Source organism: Streptomyces sp. NPDC041129 (genome assembly GCF_055592265.1).
The window spans coordinates 1128855-1153295 of record NZ_JBVIYV010000001.1 but is presented as its reverse complement, the minus strand read 5'-3'; the positions used below and the strand labels follow the sequence as shown (position 1 = coordinate 1153295).

The following is a 24441-nucleotide window of genomic DNA, read 5'->3' as shown; positions in this document are numbered from 1 at the left end:
CACCGGGCGGAGAGCGCGGCCTGCCTGCCCACACGCCCACTCGGGCTTGCAGGGCCGCAGCGGGGACAATGTAGGCTGTCGACCTGTTCCAGGGTGCGTAGCTCAGGGGTAGAGCGCCTGCCTTACAAGCAGGATGTCGGCGGTTCGAAACCGTCCGCGCCCACCATGAGGATGTGCGAAGGCCCGGCCCCCACGGGGGCCGGGCCTTCTGCTTCGGGGTGGGGCGGGTTTGTCGCCCGGCCGGACCTCGATGATCACCTGCGCGGGTCAATCGGCGCCTCGCCGGGGTGCGGGGGCCGCGCGGTGGACGTGCGATGGGCCTGCGGGCCGTTCTGTAGTGCTCCCCAGTTCTCCCCTCTCATGCTTCGCGACAGCTGTGGGGCCCGCCGCGGGGAAGGAAGACAACACGTGAACGGTCCGAACGTCACTGCCCGGCGGTCCTGTGTCCGGCGCCGGGTCCTGCTCGGCTCCGCCGCGATGGCGGCCGCGCTCACCGGCCAGGTGCTGGCCCTCTCGCCCGCCGCGCACGCGGCCGGCGGTCCCACGCCGAGTGCCGGGCCGGTGCTGCCCGAGGTCATCCGCGGGGTGAGGGAGTACACCGCGAACGGCACCTTCACGCCGCCCCGGGGGGTGACCCAGATCCACGTCCAGGCCTGGGGCGCCGGTGGCGGTGGCGGTGGCGGAGGCGGTGCCGTCGGGACGCGGGCCGGCGGCGGTGGCGGGGGAGGCGGTGCCGGCGGCTTCACCTGGTGCGTCCTCAACGTCAACCCCGGTCAGCAGTACCGGGTGACCCTGGGCGTCGGTGGCACGCACGGCAACGGGGGCGGCGCCGGCCAGAACGGCACCAACGGCAGCACCGGCGGCGCGACGACCTTCACCTCGCCGAGCCACACCACCCTGCTCACCGCCACCGGCGGTGGGGGCGGCGGCGCCGGCGGCGGGGCCAGCGCGACCGCCGCCGGTACACCGGGCGCCGGCGGACCCGGCGGCAGCGGTTACTGCACCAGCGCCGTCGCGGTGAACCGGACCGGCGCGTACGGGCGGCCCGGCTCCGGGCCCACCGGTGGCGCGGGCGGGGCCGCGGTGGACGGCATCGTCGCGCCTCCCGCGAGGGACGGCAGCGGGGGCGACGGCGGTAACGGCGGTGCTCCGGCGAGCGGCGCGGGCACCAGTGGGGGCAACGGCGGGGGCGGCTATCTCGTCGTGTTCGCCTAGGGCCTCTCGTTCGGATCATGCCCGGCTCGACCCTTCCGGGCCGTGACGCGCAGGACCCCGGCGGCGCGGCCGCCGGGGTCCTCGCGTGCGCACCCGCTGCCCGGGGCGCGCCTCAGCCCTGCTCCGTCCGCTCCTTCTCGGGCGTCTCGGGTGCGTGCTTCAGCCTGCTGCGGGCGTCCACGCGGTCCGGGCCGGTGAGGTCCGACCAGTAGCGGTGGGTGCTGACGAACACCGCGAGCTCGTGCTCCCGCTGCCGCAGCTTCTCCACCTCCGCCTGCTCGTCCTCGGTCCACCCGGGGGACGCGGACCGCTCGATCTTGCGCCACCCGCTGTCGTCGCTGAAGCCGTCCAGCGGCTCGACCGACCAGGGGAGCCGCCTCAGCAGGGCCGACAGCTCGGCCCGTATCTGGTGCAGCTCCTCCTGACCGGCGAGCAGGTCACTCGGAAAGTCATAGGACGTACCCACGCGGCAATGCTACGCCTGTTCGATTTTGGGTGGCGAGGCCGTTGCCGAGGTTCAGTCGAACGGGTGATCGGCTCAGTGGCCGCGCTCGCGCAGCTCCCCGACGAGCCGCGCCGCCACCGGCACCGGTACGCCGTGCCGGTGCGCCGCGCGCAGCAGCGCCCCGCCGATGGCGTCGAGTTCGAGCGGGCGGCCCGCCTCCGCGTCGCGCTGCATGGAGGACCTGGTGGCGGCCGGGAAGGCGGCGTACCGGGCCAGGGCGCCGGCCGGGTCGGCGGGGGCGCCGCAGGCGCGGCTGACCGCGGCCGTCTCGGCGACCAGCGACCGCAGTTCCCCGTCGTGCCGGGTGCGCACCTCGCCGAGGGGGAGGTCGTACCGCGTGGTGAGCAGGGCGAGGGGTGCGAGGAACGCCATCTTGGCCCACAGCGCCGCCGTCTCGTCCTCGACGACCCGGGTGGTGGGGCCGGCGTCGGACAGGGCCGCGGCGAGCGCGGCCAGGCGCGGCCGGGGCGCGGTGTCGCTCGCGAGGTCGATCTCGGTGAAGGGGCTGTCGTGCTCGAGCACGCCCGGTGCGGTCCGGGTCGTCTCCACCCGGATCACCGCCGGCGCCACGAGGTCCGGGCGGTAGCGGGCGCGCAGGGCCGAGGGGTGTTCGACGCCGTTGAGGAGCGGTACGAGGAGGGCGTCGCCGAGTGCGGCGGCCGGGACGCGGGTGAGGGCGCCGTCCAGGCCGGTCTGCTTTACGGTGATCAGGCAGGCGTCCACCGGTTCGCGCAGTTCGGTGTCGGCCTCCACGGCGGCGGTGAAGTCGCCGAACTGGCGGCTGCGGACCCGGATTCCGCCGGTGCGCAGGGTGTCGGCCGTGTCCTCGCGGGCCAGGCAGATGACGCGGTGGCCGGAGCGGGACAGGAGGGCGGCGAGGAGGCCGCCGACGCCGCCGGGGCCGAGTACGGCCACGGTCCGCCTCGTTCGCTCCGGCTGCTCCGTGTTCTCGGCCTGCCCGGTCGTCCCGGTCTGCTTCGTCGTCATGAGGGAGTTCCTCTCGCCGGTCGGCCCCGGGGGTCGGTGGCCGCCTTCGGCGTGATCCTCGCAGGGGTGCGCGCGTTGCGTGAGACTGGGGGCATGTGCCGGAGTATCAAGACGCTGCGCCCGCCGGTTCTGCCCGACGAGGCCACCGAGGACGACATTCACGCCGCCGCGCTGCAGTACGTGCGGAAGGTCTCGGGGTTCCGGGTGCCCGCCGCTCACAACCGCGAGGTGTTCGAACGGGCCGTGGATGCCGTGGCGGAGGCCACGGCCGAGCTGCTCGGCGGGCTGGAGGTGCGGGGGCGGGCCGTGCGGACGGCGGCGGAGTAGAGCGCGCTCCGAGTGCCACGGTGTCCCGGGCGGCCGACCGGTCGCCGCTCGGGTGGGCCGTGCTGCCCGTGTCGGGAATCCCGGTCCGCCGAGGGCCGAATCTGATGGTGCATCACAATCCGCCGCTTGTGCGGCAGTTGGCGCGGAGTCTGTCGTGACCGGCGTGGGTCGAGTGGCGGTGACGGGTGGCTGTGCAGGGAGTGGATTCGGTCACATTTTCGGACCCTGTCATGGCGGTGAGGGTCCCGCCACGTGCGCTCGCGCCCGGGAGGGCGCCGCGAGCGGATGTCGAACCATGGCCAAATGTTGAACTTGCAAGCAGTGATTAGGTGCACCTAACCTGGGCTCCATTCGGTACCGCCGCCCCCACGACCGGCCCGTCCCCGGCCGGCCCGACCGAACCGAAGAGGAGACCCCCCTCATGTCCGCACGTCTCAATTCCGCTCAGCCGTACGCCATCGGACTGTTCCGCGTGGTCGTCGGCCTGTTGTTCACGGTGCACGGCGCCGCCTCGCTGTTCGGCGTCCTCGGCGGTGCCATGGGCACCCACGGCGGGACCATCGAGGCCGGTACGTGGCCCGGCTGGTACGCGGCGGTGATCCAGCTCGTCGCCGGCGGCCTCGTCCTGCTCGGCCTCGGTACCCGTGGTGCCGCGCTGGTCGCCTCGGGCTCGATGGCGTTCGCGTACTTCGACGTCCACCAGCAGGCCGCCCTGTGGCCCATCCAGAACGGCGGCGAGCTGTCGGTGCTGTTCTGCTGGTCGTTCCTGCTGCTGGTCTTCACCGGTTCCGGCGCCTTCGGCCTGGACCGGCTGGTCACCCGGCGTACGGCCACGACGCGGCAGCCCTCCGCCGAGCAGGCGCCGATAGCGGCCTGACCCGCTCACCGGGGCCCGCATCAAGGTTCCTCGGCAGGGCATACGGACACGGCGCCCCATCCCGCTCCGGTGCGGGGTGGGGCGCCGTCGGGTCCGCCCGGTGTGGAGGGCGTGAAAAAAGGGGTGACGATCACGTGCGCCCCCTGAGAACCTCCTGTCACACCCGCGGCGTACGCTGTATGGCTGCCATCGGGGGGAGTCACGGGGGAACGGGGAGTAGTCGTGTGGGAGAGCCTGGGGTCACTGGCCGCCGGCCCGTGGATCTACGTCCTGGTGGCCCTGTCGGTGCTGCTCGACGTCTTCCTGCCGGTGCTGCCGAGCGGTGTCCTCGTCATCACGGCGGCCACCGCGGCGGCCGCCGGCTCGGGTGCCGCGACGGGGCGGGTCCCGCACGAGGTGCCGGACATCCTCGCCCTGATCCTCTCCGCCGCGACCGCCTCGCTCCTCGGTGACTTCGCGGCGTACCGCCTGGCCTGGCGGGGCGGGGAGCGCCTGGACCGGGCGATAAGCCGCTCCCGCCGGCTGACCGTCGCGCAGGAACGTCTCGGCGAGGCGCTGTCCCGGGGCGGCGGGGCCCTGGTGGTGCTGGCCCGGTTCGCGCCAGCCGGCCGCTCGGTGGTGTCCTTCTGCGCGGGTGCGGCGCACCGCCGGGCCCGTGACTTCGTCCCCTGGTCCGCGCTGGCCGGCCTGTCCTGGGCCGCCTACAGCGTCGCCCTCGGCTACTTCGGCGCCCGCTGGCTGGGCGCCACCTGGCTGGCCACCGGTGTCTCGGTGGCCGCACTGGTCGGCGCGGGTGCGGCGGCCGGGTTCCTGGTGCGGCGGCGGCCGGCGTAGCGGTCCCGGTGCGGGGGCGCGTGATCCCCGGGCATGCACGGCGCCGCCCTCTCCGGACGCCGGTTCGTGGCGGCCGGAGAGGGCTGTGGGGGGCCGGCGGTCAGCAGCTCGCCAGGTAGTTCGTCAGCGCGGACTTCTCCGCCGTGTCGACCGACAGGCCGTAGTAGTACTTCACCTGCACCCAGGCACGGACGTACGTGCAGCGGTACGCGGTGCGGGACGGCATCCAGGTGGCCGGGTCCTGGTCGCCCTTGGCCTGGTTGACGTTGTCGGTGACGGCGAGGAGCTGCGGGCGGGTCAGGTCGTTGGCGAAGGCCTGCCGCTGGGCGGTGGTCCACTTGCTCGCGCCGGAGTCCCAGGCCTCGGCCAGCGGCACGAGGTGGTCGATGTCCAGGTCGGAGGCGGCGGTCCAGGTGGCGCCGTCGTACGGGGAGTACCAACTGCCGCTGGTGGCGGCGCAGGAGGAGTCGGTGACGACGTTCGTGCCGTCCCGCTTCAGGACCGTCTCGCGGGTGTTGCAGGAGCCGCTGATGGTGATCCAGAGCGGGAACAGGTCGCGGTCGTAGCCGGTGCGGTTCTCGGTGGCCACGGTGAGCTGGGAGAGGTAGCTGCGGGCCGTGGCGCCGCTGACCGGCGTGGGCAGGGCCGCGGAGGCGTTGGGCGCGCTGAACAAAGCGACGGAGGCTATCAGTCCGCTGAGGGTGGCGAGTATGCTCAGGCGTCGACGCGCGTAGAACCGGGTCATGCGAACTCCCTTGTGGGGTGGGGGTGTTGGAGCGCGGGCGTGGGAATGCTCGCGCTGCCGTGTTGCCGGTTGGTGAGCGCTCGGTTAGAAGTTAGTGTCGTGTGCATGACACGACAAGGTTCGGGGCTGAACTTTCGATCCCGTACGATGGACGGCGCAGAAGGGGAGTAGCTCTTCGCCGGACCGTCGACATACTGCTCAGCGAGCCTGAGCCGGCGCCCGGAGGCGGATCCCGTGCGGATCGCCCAGCGAGACCTTCGGCAAGCAGTGCCCGCCCGTGCCTCCGAGGCGCGGGCGCCGAGTGCGCTGCCGTGCCGAGGTGTCCTTTGTGAGGTACAGCACTCTCGGTGGGGCAGCCCCGACCGATTGAGGGACCTTGATCAGCATCACCGTCACGGCGCTCGTCTTCGGCGTCGTCTTCCTCGCCGAACTGCCGGACAAGACCGCGCTCGCCGGCCTCGTCCTCGGCACCCGCTACCGCGCCTCGTACGTCTTCGCCGGCGTCGCCGCCGCCTTCCTGCTGCACGTCGTGCTGGCCGTGGCGGCCGGCAGCGTGCTGACCCTGCTCCCGCAGCAGATCGTGCACGCGATTACCGGTGTGCTCTTCCTCGGGGGCGCGGCGATGCTGCTGCTGAAGAAGGACGAGGGCGAGGAGGAGGTGAAGAAGCCCGCCGACCAGTCCTTCTGGAAGGTCGCCGGCACCGGCTTCATGCTCATCCTGGTCGCCGAGTTCGGCGATCTCACCCAGATCATGACCGCCAACCTCGCCGCCCGCTACGACGACCCGATCTCCGTCGGCCTCGGGGCGGTGCTCGGCCTGTGGGCCGTCGCCGGGCTCGGCATCGTCGGCGGAAAGGCCCTGATGAAGCGGGTGCCGCTGCGGCTGATCACGCGGATCGCGGCGCTGCTGATGCTGGGTCTGGGCGTGTGGAGCCTGTACGAGGCGGTCGCCGGCTGAGCGAACGGACGGTGAACCCTCGCCGGCGGCGGTGGCGGTACCGCGACATGTTTTGTACCGTGGAGAAACAAAGTGGCTCCCGTCCGTTTTCCCTGACCGGCGGGCGGGGCCGTTTTGTCTTCCGCCCTGCCCCACCCTGCCCAGCCCCTTCACGCCCTTCCGCGGGGAGCCCCAAGGAGGAACCGCCGATGCCGGCCACCGCGACGCCCACCGTCCTCACCGCCCGTGCCCTCCTGCTCGACATGGACGGCACCCTCGTCAACTCGGACGCCGTGGTCGAGCGCGTCTGGCGGCGCTGGGCGGAGCGTCACGGGCTGGACGGCGACAAGGTGATGAAGGTCGTGCACGGGCGCCAGGGTCACGCCTCGATGGCGGTGCTGCTGCCCGAGCGGCCGGTGGAGCGGAATCTCGCGGACAACGCCCGCATGCTCGCCGAGGAGACCGCCGACATGGACGGCGTGGTCGAGGTGCCCGGCGCCGGCGCCTTCCTCGCCTCCCTGCACGGCGTCCCGCACGCCCTGGTGACCTCCGCCGACGTCGCCCTGTCCACCGCCCGTATGGCAGCCGCGGGGCTGCCGCTGCCCGAGGTGCGCGTCACCGCCGAGTCGGTGGGGGCGAGCAAGCCCGACCCCGAGGGGTTCCTCAAGGGGGCGGCGGAGCTGGGCGTGGACCCGGCGGACTGCGTCGTGTTCGAGGACTCCGGGGCCGGCATCGCGGCCGGACGGGCCGCGGGGATGAGGGTCGTCGGTGTCGGGGCGCGGGCCGCTTCGCACGGGCCGGACGTCGTGGTGCCGGACCTGACCCGGGTACGGGTGGAACCCGCCGGGGACGGAACGATCCGGCTGCACCTGGCCTGAGCCGTACCCACTCGGAGCCGCCGCCCCGAGGCGCCCCCTGTGAACGCGGCCCCACGGGGGCGGCGGCTACCAGGTCTCCGACTCCAGCGCCGCGCGGGTCGCCGCGCCGTAGACCCCGGGTGTGTCGCCGCGGATGCCGCGGGCCAGTTGGTACGTGCGTACGGCGTCCTCGACCGGGCGCGTGTACACGCCGTCGATGTGGTCGGGGTAGAGGTTCAGCGCGCTCAGCCTGCTCTGCAGGTCGATGACCTCCAGGCCCTGGTCACCGCGGCGCAGGACCAGCGCCGTGGCGGTCGGGCCGGGGCTGCCCGACACCGTGCCCGAGGGGGCCGGACCGGAGGCGCTGCGGGAGGCCGAGGGGGTCGCCCCGGTGGGCGAGGGGGGCGGGGGCGCCGGGAGACGGGCGGCCGACGGGGACGCGGGCCCGGACGAGAAGGCGGAGCCCGGCGACGTCGGCGCCTCGTCCGGAACGCTCTCCCGCACTTGCGGCGCCGAACGCCCCCGGCTCGGTTCCTGGTAGGAGAACAGCCCGCTCGCGAGCCCCGCGGCGGCCGCCATCACACCGGCGCCCGTCACACACAGCAGGGCGGTACGGCGCAGACGCGTACGGCCGACGGGTCTTGACGGGGCCGGAAACGGCTCCGCGCCCGAGTCCCCGAACGGCCGTAAGTCCCCGGTACCGGACTCGTGCGATGCGGCGCTTTCCGCCGCCGGCCCGCTCACCCGGGTGGTGTCCGCCGCGGCCTCTTCGTCCGGAGGGGCCGCCCTGCCCGCCGGGGCCTCCCCGTCCGGCGAGGCCCCCTTCCCCGCCGGGGCGGCCGAACCGTCCCGGCCCCCTACCTCCACGTACGGCCGTATGCGCAGCGGGTCGAAGTCCTCCGCCGCGGCCGCCTCCGCCGTGCGCGTCTCGCGCAGCGCCTCGGACGCCCGCTCCGTGCAGTCGCACGACGGCGTGTTGTCCGGCCCTCTGGGCGCGCCGCACTCCGGGCAGGTGTGGCCGCTCGACTCCGTCATGTGCTCGCCCCGTCCCCTCGCGAACTTCAGAGGATATGCATATTTCCTCCACAACCACAGGACTCAACGGGACAACCACAGAACTCGACGGGCCATAAGTGGTGACACCACTCAGGATGGAAGAGGTGCATCGAGCCCCGGGAGGTCTCCATGGCCCTGGACACGCACGGCACGGCGAAGGACGCGGCGGCCGCCGAGCACGTCTCCGGCAACGTGCTCGTATCGATCGGCGCCCTGCTGCTCGGGCTGCTGCTGGCCGCGCTCGACCAGACCATCGTGGCGACCGCGCTGCCCACGATCGTCAGTGACCTGGGCGGGCTCGAGCACCTGTCCTGGGTCGTCACCGCCTACCTGCTGGCCTCCACCGCCGCGACCCCGCTCTGGGGCAAACTCGGCGACCAGTACGGGCGCAAGAAGCTGTTCCAGGCCGCGATCGTGATCTTCCTCATCGGATCCGCGCTGTGCGGAATGGCGCAGAACATGCCGCAGCTCATCGCCTTCCGGGCGCTGCAGGGTCTGGGCGGCGGCGGGCTCATCGTGCTGTCGATGGCGATCGTCGGCGACATCGTGCCGCCACGCGAACGCGGGCGGTACCAGGGCCTGTTCGGCGCCGTGTTCGGCGCCACGAGCGTGCTCGGGCCACTCCTCGGCGGGCTGTTCACCGAGCACCTGAGCTGGCGCTGGGTGTTCTACGTCAACCTGCCCCTCGGTGTCGTCGCCCTCGCCGTGATCGCCACCGCGCTGCACATCCCGCGCCGGGCCGCCCACCACGTCATCGACTACCTGGGCACCGCCCTGATCGCCTCGGTCGCCACCTGCCTGGTGCTGGTCGCCTCCCTCGGCGGCACGACATGGGGCTGGGGTTCGCCGCAGATCATCGGGCTCGCCGTGCTCGGCGTCGTGCTCGCCGCCGCCTTCGTCGTGGTGGAACGGCGGGCCGCCGAGCCGGTCCTGCCGCTCAAGCTGTTCCGCCTGCGCACCTTCACCCTGGCCGCCGTCATCAGCTTCATCGTCGGCTTCGCCATGTTCGGCGCGATGACCTACCTGCCGACCTTCCTCCAGATCGTGCACGGCATCTCCCCGACCATGTCCGGTGTCCACATGCTGCCCATGGTGATCGGCCTGCTGCTGTCCTCCACCGTCTCCGGCCAGATCGTCAGCCGCACCGGCCGCTGGAAGGTGTTCCCGATCGCCGGCACCGCCGTGACCGCCATCGGCCTGCTCCTGCTGCACCGGCTCGACGAGCACAGCCCGACCGCCGAGATGAGCGCCTACTTCTTCGTCTTCGGTCTGGGCCTCGGCCTGGTCCTGCAGGTCCTCGTTCTCATCGTGCAGAACGCCGTGTCGTACGAGGACCTGGGCGTCGCCACCTCCGGCGTCACCTTCTTCCGCTCCATCGGCGCCTCCTTCGGCGTCGCCATCTTCGGCTCCGTCTTCGCGAGCCGCCTCGCCGACAAGCTCGCCGACGCCTTCCGCGGCGTCCGGCTGCCGCCCGGCGCCACGCCCGACGCCCTGAAGGCCGACCCGCGCGGCATCGCCGCCCTGCCGCCCCCGCTGCGCCCGGCGGCCCTGCACGCGTTCGCGTCCGCCATCACCGACGTGTTCCTGTACGCCGCCCCGGTCGCCGCCCTCGGTTTCCTCCTGGCGTGGTTCCTGAAGGAGGACCGGCTGCGCGGCTCGGTCACCGCGCCGGACGCCTCCGAGACCATCCCACCGAACCCGGTCGAACGCTCCTCCCACGAGGAGGTGAGCCGCGCGCTGTCCGTGCTCGGCACCCGCGAGGGTCGCCGCGAGGTCTACCGGGACATCACCGCGCGGGCCGGGTACGACCTGCTGCCCGCCGCGAGCTGGCTGCTGCTGCGCATCCGCAGGTACGGCTCGGTGGAGCCCGGTGTGCTCGCCGAGCGCTGTCCCGTGCCGCTGCAGGCCGTCCTGGCCGCCGCCCGCCAGGTCGAGGAGCGGCGCCTGGCCGAGCGGGTGGGTCTGGACCTGATGCTGACCGCGTCCGGCCGCGAGGTCGCCGAACGGCTCGCCACGGCCCGCGAGGAGTCCCTGGCCGAACTGCTCGGCGACTGGTGGGCGCCCGGCCGGTCCACCGACCTCACCCGGCTGGTGAAGGAGCTGACCGGCGAACTGTGCGGCTCGGAAGGCGAGCGGCCGCACAACGGCACGGTGCTCAAAACCCGTTGACGGGGCTGGGCAGTTCCTTGCGGAACCAGTGCTCGGCGTACCGGTCGTCGTTGTGCGGTGCCGTCTCCGGGTAGCCGAGCCGGGCGTACAGGGCGCGGGCCTCGACCAGGTCGCCGCGGGTGTCGAGGACCAGCGCCGTGGCGCCGAGGGCGCGGGCGGCCTCCTCGGCGGCGGCGACCAGGAGCGCCGCACCGCCCCGGCCGCGCATCCCCTCGAGCACGAACACCCGCGTGAGTTCGGCGGTTTCCGGGTCGAGCAGTCGTACGCCCGCCGAGCCGGCCGGCTCGCCGTCGTACCGGCCGATCAGCAACTGCCCGGTGGGAGGGACCAGTTCGGTGCCGGTGTGGGCCGCGATCTCCCGTTCCAGTTCCTCCGGCGCGGTGCGGCGTCCCTCGTGCAGCAGGTACCAGCGGTCACTGACCTCCGTGTAGTACGCCCGCCACAGGGCTGCGGCGGCCGGGGAGTCGTACGGTTCCGGGGCGATCGTCCACGTCATGCCGGAGATTGTGCGCCGCCCGCGGGTGGCGGGCGCAACCGGATATGCCTGCGCCGCTTCGCCGGTGGCCCACCGTTTGTGCGCTGACTTCCGGGTCACACGAAAGGAGAGCCGGCCAGCGGGGCCGGTCCGATTCCGGAAGGCAACCATGTCAACAGGCATGATCATCGCTGTGATCGTGGTCGTGGCGGCCCTGGTCCTCGCCGCCACCCTGATAGTGCGCGGCCGCGGCCGGCAGGGCGGACCGGACCTGAAGCGGCGCTTCGGGCCCGAGTACCAGCGGACCGTGGCCCGGCACGACGGCGACGCCAAGGCCGCCGAGCGAGAGCTGACCGAGCGTCTGGAGCGCCACGGCAAGCTGCGTGAACGCCCCCTGGAGCCCGCCGAGCGCGAGCAGTACAGCGCTCGCTGGACGGCCGTGCAGGAGCGGTTCGTGGAGGCGCCCCGAGAGGCGGTGGCCGAGGCCGACCGGCTGCTGTCGGACCTCGCGGCCTTCCGCGGCTACCCGGACGGCGGGCGCTACGAGGAGCAGCTCGCCGCGCTGTCCGTGCACCACGCCCAGCACGTCGAGGGATACCGGCGGGTGCACCGGGTGAGCCAGGCCGGACCGGGCACCGGGGCGGGCGGGTCCGCCGCCGGAACCGAGGAGCTGCGCACCGCTCTGATGGACGCGCGTGCCCTCTTCGACGACCTGATGAACGACTCCGCCCGGGCGACCGGCCACCGCTCCGAGGTTGTCACCGGGGCGGGCGACGACACCCGGCACCAGTCGTCCGGCAAGCCGGGGATGTTCGGCAAGAGCCACCCGAGGGGAGTCTGACCATGGCCCAGAACAGGGATGCGGCGGCGGATGCCGAGAGGTACCCGGCCGAAGGCGACGTCACCGGTGCCGGGCGACGCCCCGACGACCAGCGCCGGGTCGGTGAGCGGCTCACGGGCGCGCCGGTGCAGGGAGAGTCGGTGCACCGCCCCGAGGACGGGGCGGGCTCGCTCCACGGAGCGGCCGGCGCCGGCCAGGAGGGGCTGACGGGAGACGACCGCACGCCGGGGGGAGCCACGGAGGCTCACCCGGGCGCGGCCGCCGCCGGGACGACGGGAGCGGCCGGAACGGACGCGGCCGGCATCGGCCATGCCGGGGCCGGAACCCGTGAGATGGACACCACCGCGATGGGCGCCACCAGGACCCCCGGGATGGACACCGCCGAGGCCGGCACCCCCGGGACGGACCCCGCCCGGGCCGGCACCCCCGGCACCGGCACCACCGGAACCGGCGCCGCCGAAGGCGCGGGCGGGGCGGGCTGGAGCGAGTCCGGGACGGGCACGCGCGGTGAGGGGGCGCTCGGCGCCTCCGGGGCGGGCACCCGGATGACCGGCGACGGGCTTGCGGCGCCGGCTCCGGGCCACGTCACGGAGGGCGAGGCGGCGACGGCCGAGGGCCGGGCGGCGCACACGGGGCACGCCGGTTCCGCCGCCGCCCGGACGCGCGACACCGGTCGGGCCGGCACCGAGGGCAAGGACTCCGGCAGGCACTACCCGCTTCTCGCGACCGAGGAGGCGGACAAGTGGGAGGCGCAGCTGCGCCAGACGCTCGCCGGGTTCGTGGAGGAACCGCGGACGGCCGTCGAGGAGGCCGACCGGACGCTGGAGGAGATCGCCGCGCGGTTCGGCGAGGCCGTGACCCGGCGCCGCAGGACGCTGCGCATGTCCTGGCAGAGCGGCGAGGAGAGCGGCCCGGGCCGCGAGACGGACACCGAGCAACTGCGCCTGGCCCTGCGCGACTACCGCGAACTGGCCGACCGCCTGCTCCACCTCTGAACCGGGCGGACCCCGGGCCCGGTTCAGCCCGCCGGGCCCGGTTCGGCGCGTGTGGCGGCGGTCCTGCGCTGCCGCCACTCGCGCACTACCTCCTCGACGTCGTACGGCTTCTTGCCCAGATACGGTCCCGGCGGTGGTTTGAACATCATGTCGCGGATCTTCACGTTGACGTCGGTGATGATCTTCCGGACCATCCGCTCCGTGGGCGCCGCGTAGGCCGCGACGAGCGCGTCCTCCGCCTCCTTGCGCAGCGCCAGCGCCGGCGGCAGCACCGCGAGGCCCTCGCGGGCCATCTTCCGCTTGACCCACCACAGTTCGTCGTACGTGGAGTCGAGCTCTGCGGGCAGCGGCTCACCCGCGCCCGGCAGCCGTTCGAACTCACCGCGCCCCTGCGCGTCCCGGATCTGCTTGTCGACCCAGGACTCGAACGGAACACCCGGTGGCTTTCGCTCGGTCATGAGCCCATTGTGCCGGACGCGGCCGGGCCGGGCGTTTTATCATGCGGCGGCGGTGCGGCAAACCGGCCACCGCGCGAGAACGACTCCGATGTCGCCGCTTCTTTCGACGTCGCAGCATCTTCAGGGGGAACGCACGTGCTCGAACTGACCATGGCCACCGTCTCCGGGGCCGACACGGGCGCCACCGCCGGCATGACGATGGCCGACGCGCCCAGCGAGCCGGGCGCCGTGCTGCGAGTGGGCCGGGACGCGTCCGTGTGCCGGCTGGTCACCCCCGAGGACTGGCTGTTCGTCTCCCGCGTCCACCTGGAGTTCCGGTGCGGCCCCGACGGCGGCTGGCAGCTGTCCTGGCTGCGCGGCTCGCAGGCCGAGCCGTCCGCCGAAGTGCGGCTGATCGTCGGCGAGTACGCGCAGACCATCGCCTACGGCGCCGCCGTGACGCTGCCGCGCGGCGGCTCCGGCGAGGTCGTCGTCCAGGACCGAACGGCGCCGCGCAGCGTCAACGTCGGCTTCTACCACGAGGTCTGAGCCCTGGGGAGGAGCGGCCGGCGGGTGGCTCAGCCCAGGACCCGGGCCACCGCGAATCCGTCGTACCCCTTGCTGCCCACGGTCTGTACCGCCGTGCCGCTCAGCCGGGGGTGGGCGGCGATCAGCTCGATGGCCTCGCGCGTGCCGACCACGTCCGGCTCCTTGCTGTCGGTGTCGACGACCCGCCCGCCGCGCACCACGTTGTCCACCACGATGAGGCTGCCCGCCCGGCTCAGCCGCAGCGCCCACTCCACGTAGTGGGGGTTGTTGGGCTTGTCGGCGTCGATGAAGACCAGGTCGAAGGGGGCGGGGTTCTCGTCGGCGAGCTTGGGCAGCGACTCCAGGGCCGGGCCCACCCGCACCTCGGCGATCCGTTCCAGACCGGCGCGGGCGATGTTGCGGGTCGCCACCTCGGCGTGCTTGGCGCTGTACTCCAGCGAGATCAGCCTGCCGTCGGCCGGCAGGGCCCGGGCCAGCCAGATGGTGCTGTAACCGCCGAGCGTGCCGATCTCCAGGACGGTCCTGGCGCCCTGGATCTCCGCGAGCAGCTGGAGGAACTTGCCCTGGGTGGCCGTCACGCTGATGTGCGGCAGCCCGGCGACCTCGCTGTCGCGCAGGGCCGCCTGGAGCGCATCGTCCTCCGGTGCGAGATGGCTGCTGAAGTAGAAGTCGACGTCGTCCCAGAGCTGCGAGCTCATGCGTCTGCTGCCTTTCCCGGGTGTCCGCCCGAGTCTCTTCCCGGGCTCCTTGGGCCTTCCCCTGCATCGTCTCAGCCGATGGGCGCCGACGGGGGGAGCGGCGGCGGTGGCCGCACCGGCGGCGGAGGGTCACCGGCCGCCGGGCGCGGCGTACGGCGAGCGGCGCGACGGCCGTGACGGCGAGCAGCAGCCCGCTGCCCAGGTCAGCAGCCACGCCGGGAAGCCGGCCCCCTCGCGCAGCCGGTCCTCGTGGAACACCTGCTGGACGGGGGTGCCGGCGGCCGCGCGGCACGGTTCGTGGTCGCCGGAGATCCGGGCGGGCTCGGGGAAGCGCTGGTTCGGGGCCGTCAGGTACGGCGTCCCGGCGGCGAGCCCGCCCAGCGTGCCGGAGGGCTCGCCGAGGCGGCCGGCGAAGACCACGCGGGGCGGCGCGCCGCCGATCGCCGTGCGCGGCTCCGTCCGGCGCGCGGCGAGCACGCACAGGCCGAGGGACTGCGGGGTGCGGGCCAGGCGGGACAGCCGGCGAGGCCGTGGGGGAACCGTTTCCGGAGCGCGGCTCCGGGCGGCGGCCGTGCCGGTCCGCCGTACCCCGGACGCGATCGGCCCCCGGGCGCTCACGCTCCGGGGGCCGATCGAGGGTGAATGACGCCTACCGCTCCACCGAGGGGGCCGAGCCCGGCAGCGGGCGGCCCGCCGACTCGGACATGCGCCAGACGGCGAAGCCGCCCACGACGGCCGCGGCCATCATGTAGTACGCGGGCATCATCATGTTCCCGGTGGCGCCGATCAGTGCCGTGACCACCAGCGGGGTCGTACCGCCGAACAGGGACACCGACACGTTGAAGCCGATGGACAGGGAGCCGTAGCGGACCCGGGTCGGGAAGAGCGCGGGCAGCGCGGCCGGCATGGCGGCGGTGAAGCAGACCAGCAGCAGGCCCAGCGCGCCCATGCCCAGGGCCACCGCGACCAGGCTGCCCTGGCGGATCAGCAGCAGGGCCGGGACGGACAGCAGCAGGAAGCCCGCGCAGCCCGCGGCGATCACCGGGCGGCGGCCGACACGGTCGGTCAGCGCACCGGCGAACGGCTGGACGATCATCATCAGGGCCATCACGCCGAGCACGACCAGCAGCCCGTGCGTCTCGTCGTACTTCAGCTCACTGGTCAGGTAGCTCGGCATGTACGACAGCAGCATGTAGTCGGTGACGTTGAAGACCAGCACCAGGCCCATGCACAGCAGCAGCGCCTTCCACTGGCCCGCGACCATCTCGCGCAGCGGCACCTTGGGCCGGGACGCCTCCGCCTTCTCGACCTCGGCCGCGAACGCCGGGGTCTCCTCCAGGCGCATCCGCAGGTACAGGCCGATGATGCCCATCGGGCCCGCGATCAGGAACGGGATGCGCCAGCCCCAGGTCAGCAGGTCGTGCGTGGACAGCAGGGCCGTCATGAGGGTGACGAGGCCCGCGCCGCCGATGTAGCCGGCCAGGGTGCCGAACTCCAGCCAGCTCCCGAGGAAGCCGCGCTTCTTGTCCGGCGCGTACTCCGCGATGAAGGTCGTGGCGCCCGCGTACTCGCCGCCGGTGGAGAAGCCCTGCACCAGGCGGGCGGCCAGGAGCAGCAGCGGCGCGCCCACGCCGATCGAGGCGTACGACGGGATCAGGCCGATCGCGAACGTGCCCGCCGCCATCATGATCATGGTGAGGGCGAGGACCTTCTGGCGGCCCACGCGGTCGCCCAGCGGGCCGAAGACCATGCCGCCCAGCGGGCGGACCAGGAAGGCCGCGGCGAAGGCGCCGAACGTCGAGAGCAGCTGTGCGGTCGGGTTGCCTGACGGGAAGAAGACCTTGCCCAGGGTGACCGCGATGTAGCTGTAGACACCGAAGTCGAACCACTCCATGGCGTTGCCGAGCGCGGCCGCCTTCACGGCGCGCTTCACCATGGCGGAGTCGGTGACGGTGACGTCGGCGTGGGCCTTGGTGGCCCGCGGGGTCTTCAGATGCGGGGTGACGGCAGTGGCGGTCGCCAAAACGGAGCTCGCCTACCTTTCGACGGGGACAGGGACAGGGCCCGGGCGACGGCGGTGTCGGACAGCAGGCCGAAAAGCGACGATAGGCCGACTTGGCCCGCTTACGTCACGTACGCGAGTCGATGCATAGTGCAGCTAAAGGGCGCGTATGCAGGGACTCCTGCCCCGTCGCGCCGGGTCATGCCGGCCCCGCGCTGTGATCCTTGTCGCGCCCGATTGGGGGAACCGAAGCCCGATCGCGCGTTCGGTGCTCCGGCGGGAAATACGGTTATGAGCGCATTGGTGGCGGTGTGTCCTCGCGTCGGTTAGGGGGGTGGTCACTCCCGCCCCGACGCCACCACCGCCAGCACCCCCGAGGCCGCCGCCGCCAGCAGCAGTGGGACGCCCAGGCCCTGGTGGAGGACCAGCCAGGCGCCCAGGCAGGCGCCCACGACCATGGCCACCACCGCCGCCGTGCGGCGCGGTGAGCGGTGGCCGGTGGCGTCGCCGAGGCGGGACTCGGAGGCCAGGCCGGTCAGGGTCATCGTCAGGACCGTGGTGGTGAGATCGGGGATGCTCAGCTTGCGGACGGTCGCGTTGCGCAGGCCCAGCGCGAAGGCGGTCAGGGCGATCAGCGCGTACCGGGTGCCGGTCGTACCCGGCCAGGCGAAGGCGACCGCGGCCGAGCCGCCGAGCAGCACCGCCTCGGTCGCCAGGATCCGGCGGGCCCACCCGCGCCGCGGGCCGCCGGCGAATCTGGCCGCCGCCCGGCCGCCGGCCACCGCGCCCAGCAGGAAGCCGGCCAGGGAGGTCGCCGTGAGCGGGACCGAGAAACCGGGGGCGCCCGCGGCGGCGAAGCCCAGGACCACCACGTTGCCCGTCATATTGGCCGTGAACACCCGGCCCAGGCCCAGATAGCTCACCGCGTCGATCAGGCCGCTCACCACGGTCAGCGCCAGCAGTACGGTCACCAGCCGCACCCCCCGCGTCTCCGGCTCCGGCGCGGGCGGTGACGGCGTGGTCATGCTTCCTCCGGTCGGCCGGACGGACAGGGCTGGTGCCAGGTCCACCATGGTCTCCCGGCCGGAGGCCGCCCTCGGTGAGGCGCCGCGCGGCGTGCGGACATGCGCGCGCACCCTCGCCGGCGGGGCGAGGGTGCGGATGCGGTGCGGGTGCGGAAGCGCGGGCGGCTCAGTACCAGCCGTTGGCCTGCCAGAAGCTCCAGGCCTTCACCGGGCTGCCGTAGCGGGAGTTCATGTAGTCCAGGCCCCACTTGATCTGGGTGGCCGGGTTGGTCTTCCAGTCGGAGCCGGCGGAGGCCATCTTCGAACCGGGCAGAGCCTGCACCAGGCCGTAGGCGCCGGAGGAGCTGTTGGTGGCGCTGGGGTTCCAGCCGCTCTCGTGCTCGACGATCTTGCTGAAGGCGTTGTACTGCGCGGCGTCCGGGATCATCTTGTGCGCGATCGTCTGGGCGGAGGAGCCCGAGTCGGTGGCGGCCTGGGCGGGCGCCGCGGACATAGCCATACCGGCGGTGGCGGCGGCCAGGGCGACGGTCGTGAGGGCCTTCTTCGGGGAGGCGATGCGGCGGATGAAGGAGACGGACACGGAGAACCTCTTGCGTCGGGGACGGGGGATCGCCCGTATGCCGGAGCCACCCGTCAGGCGGGGGCCGCGTACGTCGGCGCCCCGGCCCTTTCGGGCTGTGGCGCCTGGCGACGTCGTCCAGAGAAACAGGCCCGAGGAGTGTCCGCAATGACCCCTTTTACTAGTTGTGGCCGGATCGGCAGGGTCTCGTGCCCGTGTGGCCCGCGTCTCGAAGTGCAGGTCAGGAGGTGTGCACGAGGGGATGTATCGGACAAACGGGAGTACGGCCCCGGATCGTAGGTGACCTGCGTCATGTGGGGTGCTTCACCGGCTGCCTGACGGCCCGGATACGCGTCCTCACCCAGCGGGTGCGTCGAACGTGACCGCGGTCTCGAAGGCGGCGCGCCGCGTGGCCCGGCGCAGCGCCCGCAGCAGCACCGGACCGAGCGCGAGGGTCAGCGCGACCGTGCACAGCGCCCGGCCCAGGTCCCAGCCGAGCGAGGTGGCCAGGCAGTAGGCGGCGAACCGGGCCAGGTTGGCGGGGACGGAGGCGTGCGCGTCGAAGGCGATGTTCGAGGTACCGGAGCCCATGAAGGGCCAGCCGGCGAGGTTCATGACCGTGCCGTAGGCGAAGGCCGCGCAGAAGCCGTAGGCGGCCAGCAGCAGTACTTCGGCCCGGCCGCGCACCCGGATCTGCCCAGGCAGGAGCCCGGCGCCCATGGTGAACCAGCCCATCGCCAGCATCTGGAACGGCAGCCACGGCCCGACCCCGCCGGTGAGCAGCGCGGAGGCGAACATCGTCACCGAGCCGAGTACGAATCCGAAGCCCGGGCCGAGCACCCGGCCGCTGAGCACCATCAGGAAGAACATCGGCTCGATCCCCGCGGTTCCCGCGCCCACCGGGCGCAGTGCCGCACCGGTCGCGGCCAGTACACCCAGCATCGCGACCGCCTTGGGACCGAGGCCGGACTCGGAGATCGTCGCCGCCACGACCGCGATCATCAGCAGCAGCAGACCGGCGAACAGCCAGGGCGCGTCCTCGGCGTGCGCGCTGAGCCGCGAGGCGGGCGGCGCGAGGAAGGGCCAGAAGAAGGCCACCGCGCCGACCGCGCTGACCAGGCCCAGCGCGGCGAGGGAGCGCGGGCCGAGACGCACGGCCCGGACGGGGCGTGGAGTGGGGGCCGGGCGGGGAGCGGGAGAGGGGTTCACGCGAGGGCCTCCCGGACCTCGGACACCGTCAGCCACTGCTGCGGGGCGAGGATCTTGGTCACCTGCGGGGCGAAGGACGGCGACGAGACCACGATCTCCGCGGTGGGGCCGTCGGCGATCACCTCGCCGTCGGCGAGCAGCACCACCCGGTGCGCGATCTCCGCCGCCAGTTCCACGTCGTGCGTGGCGAGGACGATGGCGTGCCCCTCGGCGGCCAGCGCGCGCAGCACGGCGACCAGCCTGGCCTTGGCCGCGTAGTCCAGGCCGCGCGTCGGCTCGTCGAGCAGGAGCAGGGGAGGGCGGGCGGTCAGCTCGACCGCCAGTGCCAGCGTCAGACGCTGGCCCTCGGACAGGTCCCGGGGATGGGTGTCGTCGGTGATGCCGGGCAGCAGTTCGGACACCAGCGCCCGGCAGGTGCCCGGCTCGGCGCCCGCGTCCCGGTCGGCGGCCGTGCACTCGGCGGCCACCGTGTCCGCGTACAGCAGGTCCCGCGGCTCCTGCGGGACCAGACCGACCCGGCGGACGAGGTCACGGGGCGGGGTGCGGTGCGGAACGGCTCCGCCGACGCGCACCGAGCCGGCGGTGGGCTCCACCAGGCCGACCAGGGAGCCGAGCAGGGTGGACTTCCCGGCACCGTTGCGCCCCATCAGCGCGACCGTCTCACCACGCGCCACGCCCAGATCGACGTGCCGCAGCGCGGTGATCGGCCCCCGCCGGACCCCCAGGCCCCGAACCTCGGCGACCTGCGTCGCGGCGGAGGACGGGGGGAGGGGCGCGGAGTTCCGCCGGAAGAGGCGGCGGCGGGGGGAGGGAAGGCGGGCGGGGGGCGCTTCGGGCGTGGCAGAGGGAGCGGGGACGGTCGGCTCGGCCGGCGGCGTGTGGGAGCTGGTCGGCTCGGAAGACGGTGTGGGGGAGCCAGTCGGCTCGGTCGGCGGGGTGGGGGAGCCGGTCGGACCGGTCCGCGGGGACGACGGGTTGGCGGAGGCGGTCGGTGCGCTCCGCGGGGGACGGCCGGACGTCGGCTCGGGCGCCGGGGAGTCGGAGGCGGTCTGCGTGACCGCCTCGCCGGGCCCCGGCAGCCCGCCGGCGAGGCGGTCGCGCAGGCCGGCGGCGCGGCGGCGGGCGTCCCGGACCGTGAGGGGCAGCGGCGACCAGCCCGCGAGCCGGCCCAGGCCCACCACCGGCGGGTACACCGGGGACACGGCCATCACCTCGGCCGGGTCGCCGTGGCGCGGGGCGGCGCCGGGGGCGGGCAGCAGGACCACCCGGTCGGCGTACTGGATCACCCGCTCCAGCCGGTGCTCGGCCAGCAGCACCGTCGTACCGAGGTCGTGGACCAGTCGCTGCAGCACGGCCAGCACCTCCTCCGCGGCGGCCGGGTCGAGCGCGGAGGTCGGCTCGTCGAGGACCAGGACCCGGGGGTGCGGGGTGAGGACCGAACCGATCGCGACCCGCTGCCGCTGCCCGCCCGAGAGCGTGGCGATGGCGCGGTCGCGCAGGTCGGCGAGGCCCAGCAGGTCCAGGGTCTCCTCCACCCGGCGGCGCATCACCTCCGGAGCGAGGCCCAACGACTCCATGCCGTAGGCGAGTTCCTCCTCCACCGTGTCCGTCACGAAGTGCGCGAGCGGATCCTGGCCCACCGTGCCGACCACGTCGGCGAGTTCGCGCGGCTGGTGGGTGCGGGTGTCCCGGCCGGCCACGGTGACCCGGCCGTGCAGGGTGCCGCCGGTGAAGTGCGGCACCAGCCCGCTGACCGCGCCCAGCACGGTCGACTTGCCGACCCCGGACGGGCCGACGAGCAGCACGAGTTCGCCCTCGGGCACCTCGAAGTCCACGCCCCGGACGGTCGGTTCGCCCACGCCCTCGTACGTGACGCTGACATCCTCGAAGCGGATCACGACGGCTCCTCGACGGGCTCGGGTACGACGAAGGCGGGCAGCAGCGCGAGCAGTACCGCCGCGGCCGGCCACAGGGGGAGGGCGGGCGCCACCAGCGGGACCACTCCGGGGTGCAGCGCGTCCGGATCCCGTACGGCGGCGAGCGTGAGCAGCGCGGCGACCGCGGCCCCCGAGCCCGCGACCAGCCACGCCCGCATCCCCCACGGGTCCGGCCGGTACCGGGTGCGCGGGGAGCGGCGCCCGCCCAGGCGCAGGCCGGCCAGCGCGGCGGCGGCCCCCGCGCACAGCACCGGTACCCCGTACGTGCCGCCCTCCGCGGTCAGCAGCCCGTACGTTCCCGCGCACACGCCGAGCAGCCCGCCCAGAGTGAGCGCGGTCGTCGTACGGCGCACACGGGCCGGAACCTCGGCGGTACGGCCGTAGCCACGGGCGTCCATCGCTGCGGCCAGCGCGACCGAACGCTCCAACGCGCCCTCCAGCACCGGCAGTCCGACCTGGAGCAGGCCCCGTACACCCCGGTCCGGACGGCCGCGCAGCCGGCGGGCGGCGCGCAGCCGCTGGACGTCGGCGATGAGGTGGGGCGCGAAGGTGAGCGCGACGACCACGGCCACACCCACCTCGTACAGCGCGCCGGGCAGGGACTTCAGCAGCCGGGCCGGACTGGCGAGGGCGTTGGCGGCACCGACGCAGATGAGCAGCGTGGCCAGCTTCATGCCGTTGTAGCCGGCGAAGAGCAGCGCCTCCGCGGTCACCCGGCCGCCGAGCCGGATGCCCTGGGCCCAGTGCGGGAGCGGGATCTCGGGCAGGGTGAGCAGCACATGCGTGCCGGGGACCGGGGAGCCGAGGACCACGGTGAAGACGAGGCGGATGAGGAGCACGGCGACGGCGAGCTTGGCGAAGGCTGCGTAGGAGCGGGACCAGGGGGAGGAGGAGCGGTGGGTGGCCACCACATAGCCCGCCGCGGCTGTCAGCAGGGCGAGGAGCAGGGGGTTGGTGGTGCGGGTGGCGGCGGTGCCGAGGCCGAGGGACCACAGCCACCAGGCTCCGGGGTGCAGCGGCACGCGGCCGTGCCGGGGCCGGAAGGCGGCGGCTTCCGCCCGGCCGCGCTCGTGGCCGGCGGCCGCGCCCGGCCTCCCCGCTCCGGCGAGACGGCTGCCCGCGGTCCCGGTGGTGCCGCTTTCCACGCTCGCGGTGGTACGGCCCTCCGCGGCCGCGTCGGTGCGGCCGCCCGCCTGCGCGGTCGCCGCGGTGGCAGTGCTGTGACGGCTACGCATTCCCGCGCCGCCGCCGGGACCGCCACGCCGCGGCCCCGGCCAGCACCGCGACCACGCCCACACCGATCGGCAGCCCCAGCGAGGGACCGCTGTCCGGCTGCTCCGGCTTCGCGGCCTTCGCCGGCCTCTCCTCCGCCGACACCTGCTCCCCGCACCCCTTGTGCGGATATCCGGCGATCGCGCAGAGCAGGGCGTTGGTGTCGTAGCGCAGGGGCTTGGCGGCCGAGGCCAGCGCCTCGGCCGTCGTCGCGTCGGGGGAGACCCGGGCGCAGGCCGTGCGGCGCTTCGGCGGAGTCTCGCCGGAGGGTGCGTCCGCCGGTGTGCCGAAGTCGATGACGAGGGCCACCCGCTTCGTGCCCGCCTTCGCGGGCGTGCCGGCGCAGATGGTGGCGAAGTCCGCCGTGCCGCGCGGCCGGGTCGCGTCCCGCGAGTCCTCGCTCACCGCGAAACGGAAGCCCTGTACGGCGCCGTCGTCGGGGCGGGCGGTCGAGGGACCCTCGGTGGCGTACGACCAGTGCCCGCCGGACCGCTCCCAGAACGACCAGTAGCGGTACCCGGCGGCCCGCGCCTTCGCCGCGCCGGCCAGGACGACGAACGCGGCGAGGAGCAGGGCGGCGGCACGGCGGACGGCGGTCACGGCTGCTGCTTCTTCCGGCGGCCGCTGAGCAGGAAGCCGATGCCGATGCCGGCGACGAGGCCGACGCCGACGATCCACCAGACGCCGGTGTTCGAGTCGTCCTCGGCGCGCTTGCCGGACTCCTCGGTGTGGGCTGCCGCGCGCGGCGCCGGGCCGGTGGCGTTGAGCGACCGCACCAGGTCGGTGCCGCCGAAGTGCCGTGCGTCGGCGCCGACCGCGTGCGCGGCGAGGATGAGCTGGGCGTAGGCGGCCGGGCCGCTCTGCCCGGCCCAGCCGGCCGCGTTCTTCTCCAGCCAGGCGTACGGCTTCTTCGCCTGCGCGCTCCAGCCGTCCGCCGCCAGCGCGACGACCGCGTCCGCGGTGTTGCCGTAGTCGGGCTGGTCCTCGGCGCCGGGCAGTGCCGACTTGAGGTGGCCGGTCCCGGCGACGGCGTGGGCGAGATGGGCGGCGGCGTTGTCCGCGACCCGGGTGTCGGTGGCCTTGCCGGAGGAGGAGCAGGCGGGGGCCTTGGCGCGGGCCTTGACGGGCCCGTTCACGAACCCCTTGCCGAGGGCGCCCAGCACACCGGCAGCCGTGGCGTCCGCGTTGGCGACCAGGCGCCCCTTCTTGTCCGGCTGGTAGGCGAGGGCGCCACCGCCGTCCTCGCCGCAGGCGAGCGCCCGCGAGCTCAGCAGCTCGTACGGAGTGCCCTTGTCGGCGCGGAGCTTGCCGGGGTCCTCCCCGGCCCCGGCGAAGGCGCCGATGACGACCGAGGTGGAGTTGGTGTCGCTGGGGCTGCCCGGCGTGTAGCCCCAGCCGCCGTCCTTGTTCTGCGCGTTCTTCAGCCAGACCAGGGCCTTGCGTATGTCGGTGTCGTGTCCGCCGAGCGCCTGCAGGGCCTGGACGGCGGCGGCCGTGCTGTTGGTGTCGGGCTGGGCGCCGCCCTTGCCCCCGCAGGGCTTGGCCGTGTCCGCCCGGAACGCGGCGAAGCCGCCATGGGCGCACTGCTGCCCCACCAGCCAGTCGACGGCCGAGGCGGCGGGCCGGTAGCCGAGGGTGCGCTGGGCGAGCAGGGCGAGGGACTGGCGCCACACGCCGTCGTACGTCGGGTCGGACTTGCCGAACAGTCCGGACGGGACCGCCACCTTGGGCGAAGCGGAGGGGGACGTGTCGGCGGCCGTGGCGGGCGCGGCGGCGGCCAGCACGCCTATGGCGGCGAGAGCCGCGGCACTGCGGCGGACGTTCATGGTCGGCGACTGCCTCTCCTGCGGGGGAACCGGCAGCGCACGGGAAACACCCCGGGCGGCTCGGCCCCGTAAACCTCGACGGTGCCGTGCGCGGCGGGCCGCCGCGC

Annotated in this window: 26 protein-coding genes and 1 tRNA gene; 11 read left to right on the top strand and 16 right to left on the bottom strand. The window is 74.0% G+C overall.

Annotated elements, in window-relative coordinates; translation table 11 throughout:
- The first annotated feature begins 91 nt into the window (after positions 1-91).
- Positions 92-166 (top strand) — tRNA-Val (locus tag ACZ6B1_RS04990).
- A gap of 242 nt (positions 167-408) precedes the next feature.
- Positions 409-1215, top strand: a complete 807-nt coding sequence (locus tag ACZ6B1_RS04985) for a glycine-rich domain-containing protein (RefSeq protein WP_468775031.1) — start codon at positions 409-411, stop codon at positions 1213-1215.
- Positions 1216-1327: 112 nt separating this feature from the next.
- Here ACZ6B1_RS04985 and ACZ6B1_RS04980 read toward each other — a convergent pair whose 3' ends face one another.
- A complete protein-coding gene (locus ACZ6B1_RS04980) occupies positions 1328-1681 on the bottom strand; it encodes a hypothetical protein (protein WP_468775029.1) in 354 nt (117 codons plus the stop codon).
- 72 nt (positions 1682-1753) lie between these two features.
- A complete protein-coding gene (locus ACZ6B1_RS04975; protein WP_468775027.1) occupies positions 1754-2707 on the bottom strand; it encodes a ketopantoate reductase family protein in 954 nt (317 codons plus the stop codon).
- 93 nt (positions 2708-2800) lie between these two features.
- On the opposite strand from ACZ6B1_RS04975, the gene ACZ6B1_RS04970 reads away from it, so the two are divergent.
- From ACZ6B1_RS04970 to ACZ6B1_RS04960, 3 genes are all read left to right on the top strand, one after another.
- Complete coding sequence (locus tag ACZ6B1_RS04970) at positions 2801-3034, top strand: DUF2277 domain-containing protein (RefSeq protein WP_468775025.1); 234 nt, start codon at positions 2801-2803, stop codon at positions 3032-3034.
- Positions 3035-3455: 421 nt separating this feature from the next.
- Positions 3456-3911, top strand: coding sequence for a DoxX family protein (locus tag ACZ6B1_RS04965; RefSeq protein ID WP_468775023.1), 456 nt, complete (start codon positions 3456-3458; stop codon positions 3909-3911).
- A gap of 222 nt (positions 3912-4133) precedes the next feature.
- Positions 4134-4745, top strand: a complete 612-nt coding sequence (locus ACZ6B1_RS04960; RefSeq protein ID WP_468775021.1) for a DedA family protein — start codon at positions 4134-4136, stop codon at positions 4743-4745.
- Positions 4746-4845: 100 nt separating this feature from the next.
- Here the strand turns inward: ACZ6B1_RS04960 and ACZ6B1_RS04955 are convergent, their stop codons facing one another.
- Positions 4846-5490: an HNH endonuclease family protein gene (locus tag ACZ6B1_RS04955; protein WP_468775019.1), complete on the bottom strand. Its 645-nt coding sequence runs from the start codon at positions 5488-5490 to the stop codon at positions 4846-4848.
- Positions 5491-5866: 376 nt separating this feature from the next.
- On the opposite strand from ACZ6B1_RS04955, the gene ACZ6B1_RS04950 reads away from it, so the two are divergent.
- Together ACZ6B1_RS04950 and ACZ6B1_RS04945 are read left to right on the top strand one after the other, a co-directional pair.
- Positions 5867-6448, top strand: a complete 582-nt coding sequence (locus ACZ6B1_RS04950) for a TMEM165/GDT1 family protein (RefSeq protein WP_468775017.1) — start codon at positions 5867-5869, stop codon at positions 6446-6448.
- Between the two features lie 188 nt (positions 6449-6636).
- A complete protein-coding gene (locus tag ACZ6B1_RS04945; protein WP_468775015.1) occupies positions 6637-7305 on the top strand; it encodes an HAD-IA family hydrolase in 669 nt (222 codons plus the stop codon).
- Positions 7306-7371: 66 nt separating this feature from the next.
- On the opposite strand, the gene ACZ6B1_RS04940 is transcribed toward ACZ6B1_RS04945, so the two are convergent.
- The gene (locus ACZ6B1_RS04940) at positions 7372-8319 is read right to left on the bottom strand and encodes a peptidoglycan-binding domain-containing protein (RefSeq protein ID WP_468775013.1); all 948 of its coding nucleotides are present in this window, start codon (positions 8317-8319) and stop codon (positions 7372-7374) included.
- Positions 8320-8469: 150 nt separating this feature from the next.
- Between ACZ6B1_RS04940 and ACZ6B1_RS04935 the strand changes: the two genes are divergently transcribed.
- A complete protein-coding gene (locus ACZ6B1_RS04935; RefSeq protein ID WP_468775011.1) occupies positions 8470-10509 on the top strand; it encodes a DHA2 family efflux MFS transporter permease subunit in 2040 nt (679 codons plus the stop codon).
- Here the strand turns inward: ACZ6B1_RS04935 and ACZ6B1_RS04930 are convergent.
- Complete coding sequence (locus tag ACZ6B1_RS04930; RefSeq protein WP_468775009.1) at positions 10496-11005, bottom strand: GNAT family N-acetyltransferase; 510 nt, start codon at positions 11003-11005, stop codon at positions 10496-10498. The two genes, ACZ6B1_RS04935 and ACZ6B1_RS04930, sit on opposite strands and share 14 nt — an antisense overlap.
- A 148-nt stretch (positions 11006-11153) precedes the next feature.
- Here ACZ6B1_RS04930 and ACZ6B1_RS04925 point away from each other — a divergent pair, with 148 nt between their 5' ends.
- Complete coding sequence (locus ACZ6B1_RS04925; RefSeq protein WP_468775007.1) at positions 11154-11825, top strand: hypothetical protein; 672 nt, start codon at positions 11154-11156, stop codon at positions 11823-11825.
- A gap of 2 nt (positions 11826-11827) precedes the next feature.
- Entirely contained in the window at positions 11828-12820 is a 993-nt protein-coding gene (locus tag ACZ6B1_RS04920) for a hypothetical protein (RefSeq protein WP_468775005.1), read from the top strand.
- Positions 12821-12843: 23 nt separating this feature from the next.
- On the opposite strand, the gene ACZ6B1_RS04915 is transcribed toward ACZ6B1_RS04920, so the two are convergent.
- Positions 12844-13278 (bottom strand): DnaJ family domain-containing protein, encoded by a 435-nt coding sequence (locus ACZ6B1_RS04915; RefSeq protein ID WP_468775003.1) that lies wholly within the window; start codon positions 13276-13278, stop codon positions 12844-12846.
- A gap of 135 nt (positions 13279-13413) precedes the next feature.
- On the opposite strand from ACZ6B1_RS04915, the gene ACZ6B1_RS04910 reads away from it, so the two are divergent.
- Complete coding sequence (locus ACZ6B1_RS04910) at positions 13414-13806, top strand: FHA domain-containing protein (protein ID WP_468775002.1); 393 nt, start codon at positions 13414-13416, stop codon at positions 13804-13806.
- 29 nt (positions 13807-13835) lie between these two features.
- Here the strand turns inward: ACZ6B1_RS04910 and ACZ6B1_RS04905 are convergent, their stop codons facing one another.
- The 10 genes from ACZ6B1_RS04905 to ACZ6B1_RS04860 all read right to left on the bottom strand — a co-directional run bounded on the left by ACZ6B1_RS04905 (position 13836) and on the right by ACZ6B1_RS04860 (position 24334).
- A complete protein-coding gene (locus tag ACZ6B1_RS04905; RefSeq protein ID WP_468775000.1) occupies positions 13836-14504 on the bottom strand; it encodes an O-methyltransferase in 669 nt (222 codons plus the stop codon).
- A gap of 129 nt (positions 14505-14633) precedes the next feature.
- A complete protein-coding gene (locus tag ACZ6B1_RS04900; RefSeq protein WP_468774998.1) occupies positions 14634-15122 on the bottom strand; it encodes a DUF2330 domain-containing protein in 489 nt (162 codons plus the stop codon).
- A 31-nt stretch (positions 15123-15153) separates the two neighbouring features.
- Positions 15154-16527, bottom strand: coding sequence for a glycine betaine/L-proline transporter ProP (gene proP / locus ACZ6B1_RS04895; protein ID WP_468774997.1), 1374 nt, complete (start codon positions 16525-16527; stop codon positions 15154-15156).
- Positions 16528-16844: 317 nt separating this feature from the next.
- The gene (locus ACZ6B1_RS04890; RefSeq protein WP_468774995.1) at positions 16845-17531 is read right to left on the bottom strand and encodes a YoaK family protein; all 687 of its coding nucleotides are present in this window, start codon (positions 17529-17531) and stop codon (positions 16845-16847) included.
- Positions 17532-17697: 166 nt separating this feature from the next.
- Entirely contained in the window at positions 17698-18111 is a 414-nt protein-coding gene (locus ACZ6B1_RS04885) for a lytic transglycosylase domain-containing protein (protein ID WP_468774994.1), read from the bottom strand.
- 336 nt (positions 18112-18447) lie between these two features.
- The gene (locus ACZ6B1_RS04880; protein WP_468774992.1) at positions 18448-19299 is read right to left on the bottom strand and encodes an ECF transporter S component; all 852 of its coding nucleotides are present in this window, start codon (positions 19297-19299) and stop codon (positions 18448-18450) included.
- Positions 19296-21197 (bottom strand): ABC transporter ATP-binding protein, encoded by a 1902-nt coding sequence (locus ACZ6B1_RS04875; RefSeq protein WP_468774990.1) that lies wholly within the window; start codon positions 21195-21197, stop codon positions 19296-19298. The genes ACZ6B1_RS04880 and ACZ6B1_RS04875 overlap by 4 nt, the downstream gene beginning before the upstream one ends.
- Entirely contained in the window at positions 21194-22471 is a 1278-nt protein-coding gene (locus ACZ6B1_RS04870) for an energy-coupling factor transporter transmembrane component T (RefSeq protein WP_468774988.1), read from the bottom strand. The genes ACZ6B1_RS04875 and ACZ6B1_RS04870 overlap by 4 nt, the downstream gene beginning before the upstream one ends.
- A complete protein-coding gene (locus ACZ6B1_RS04865; protein WP_468774985.1) occupies positions 22464-23108 on the bottom strand; it encodes an SCO2322 family protein in 645 nt (214 codons plus the stop codon). The genes ACZ6B1_RS04870 and ACZ6B1_RS04865 overlap by 8 nt, the downstream gene beginning before the upstream one ends.
- Positions 23105-24334 (bottom strand): prenyltransferase/squalene oxidase repeat-containing protein, encoded by a 1230-nt coding sequence (locus ACZ6B1_RS04860; RefSeq protein WP_468774983.1) that lies wholly within the window; start codon positions 24332-24334, stop codon positions 23105-23107. The genes ACZ6B1_RS04865 and ACZ6B1_RS04860 overlap by 4 nt, the downstream gene beginning before the upstream one ends.
- Between the last annotated feature and the right edge of the window lie 107 nt (positions 24335-24441).

What these genes read in the sequence shown, in the direction of transcription:
- ACZ6B1_RS04975 (WP_468775027.1), bottom strand. Translation starts at nt 2,707, where the DNA reads ATGACGACGAAGCAGACCGGGACGACCGGGCAGGCCGAGAACACGGAG.
- ACZ6B1_RS04970 (WP_468775025.1), top strand. Translation starts at nt 2,801, where the DNA reads ATGTGCCGGAGTATCAAGACGCTGCGCCCGCCGGTTCTGCCCGACGAG.
- ACZ6B1_RS04965 (WP_468775023.1), top strand. Translation starts at nt 3,456, where the DNA reads ATGTCCGCACGTCTCAATTCCGCTCAGCCGTACGCCATCGGACTGTTC.
- ACZ6B1_RS04955 (WP_468775019.1), bottom strand. Translation starts at nt 5,490, where the DNA reads ATGACCCGGTTCTACGCGCGTCGACGCCTGAGCATACTCGCCACCCTC.
- ACZ6B1_RS04945 (WP_468775015.1), top strand. Translation starts at nt 6,637, where the DNA reads ATGCCGGCCACCGCGACGCCCACCGTCCTCACCGCCCGTGCCCTCCTG.
- ACZ6B1_RS04940 (WP_468775013.1), bottom strand. Translation starts at nt 8,319, where the DNA reads ATGACGGAGTCGAGCGGCCACACCTGCCCGGAGTGCGGCGCGCCCAGA.
- ACZ6B1_RS04935 (WP_468775011.1), top strand. Translation starts at nt 8,470, where the DNA reads ATGGCCCTGGACACGCACGGCACGGCGAAGGACGCGGCGGCCGCCGAG.
- ACZ6B1_RS04930 (WP_468775009.1), bottom strand. Translation starts at nt 11,005, where the DNA reads ATGACGTGGACGATCGCCCCGGAACCGTACGACTCCCCGGCCGCCGCA.
- ACZ6B1_RS04925 (WP_468775007.1), top strand. Translation starts at nt 11,154, where the DNA reads ATGTCAACAGGCATGATCATCGCTGTGATCGTGGTCGTGGCGGCCCTG.
- ACZ6B1_RS04920 (WP_468775005.1), top strand. Translation starts at nt 11,828, where the DNA reads ATGGCCCAGAACAGGGATGCGGCGGCGGATGCCGAGAGGTACCCGGCC.
- ACZ6B1_RS04915 (WP_468775003.1), bottom strand. Translation starts at nt 13,278, where the DNA reads ATGACCGAGCGAAAGCCACCGGGTGTTCCGTTCGAGTCCTGGGTCGAC.
- ACZ6B1_RS04905 (WP_468775000.1), bottom strand. Translation starts at nt 14,504, where the DNA reads ATGAGCTCGCAGCTCTGGGACGACGTCGACTTCTACTTCAGCAGCCAT.
- ACZ6B1_RS04890 (WP_468774995.1), bottom strand. Translation starts at nt 17,531, where the DNA reads ATGACCACGCCGTCACCGCCCGCGCCGGAGCCGGAGACGCGGGGGGTG.
- ACZ6B1_RS04870 (WP_468774988.1), bottom strand. Translation starts at nt 22,471, where the DNA reads ATGCGTAGCCGTCACAGCACTGCCACCGCGGCGACCGCGCAGGCGGGC.
- ACZ6B1_RS04860 (WP_468774983.1), bottom strand. Translation starts at nt 24,334, where the DNA reads ATGAACGTCCGCCGCAGTGCCGCGGCTCTCGCCGCCATAGGCGTGCTG.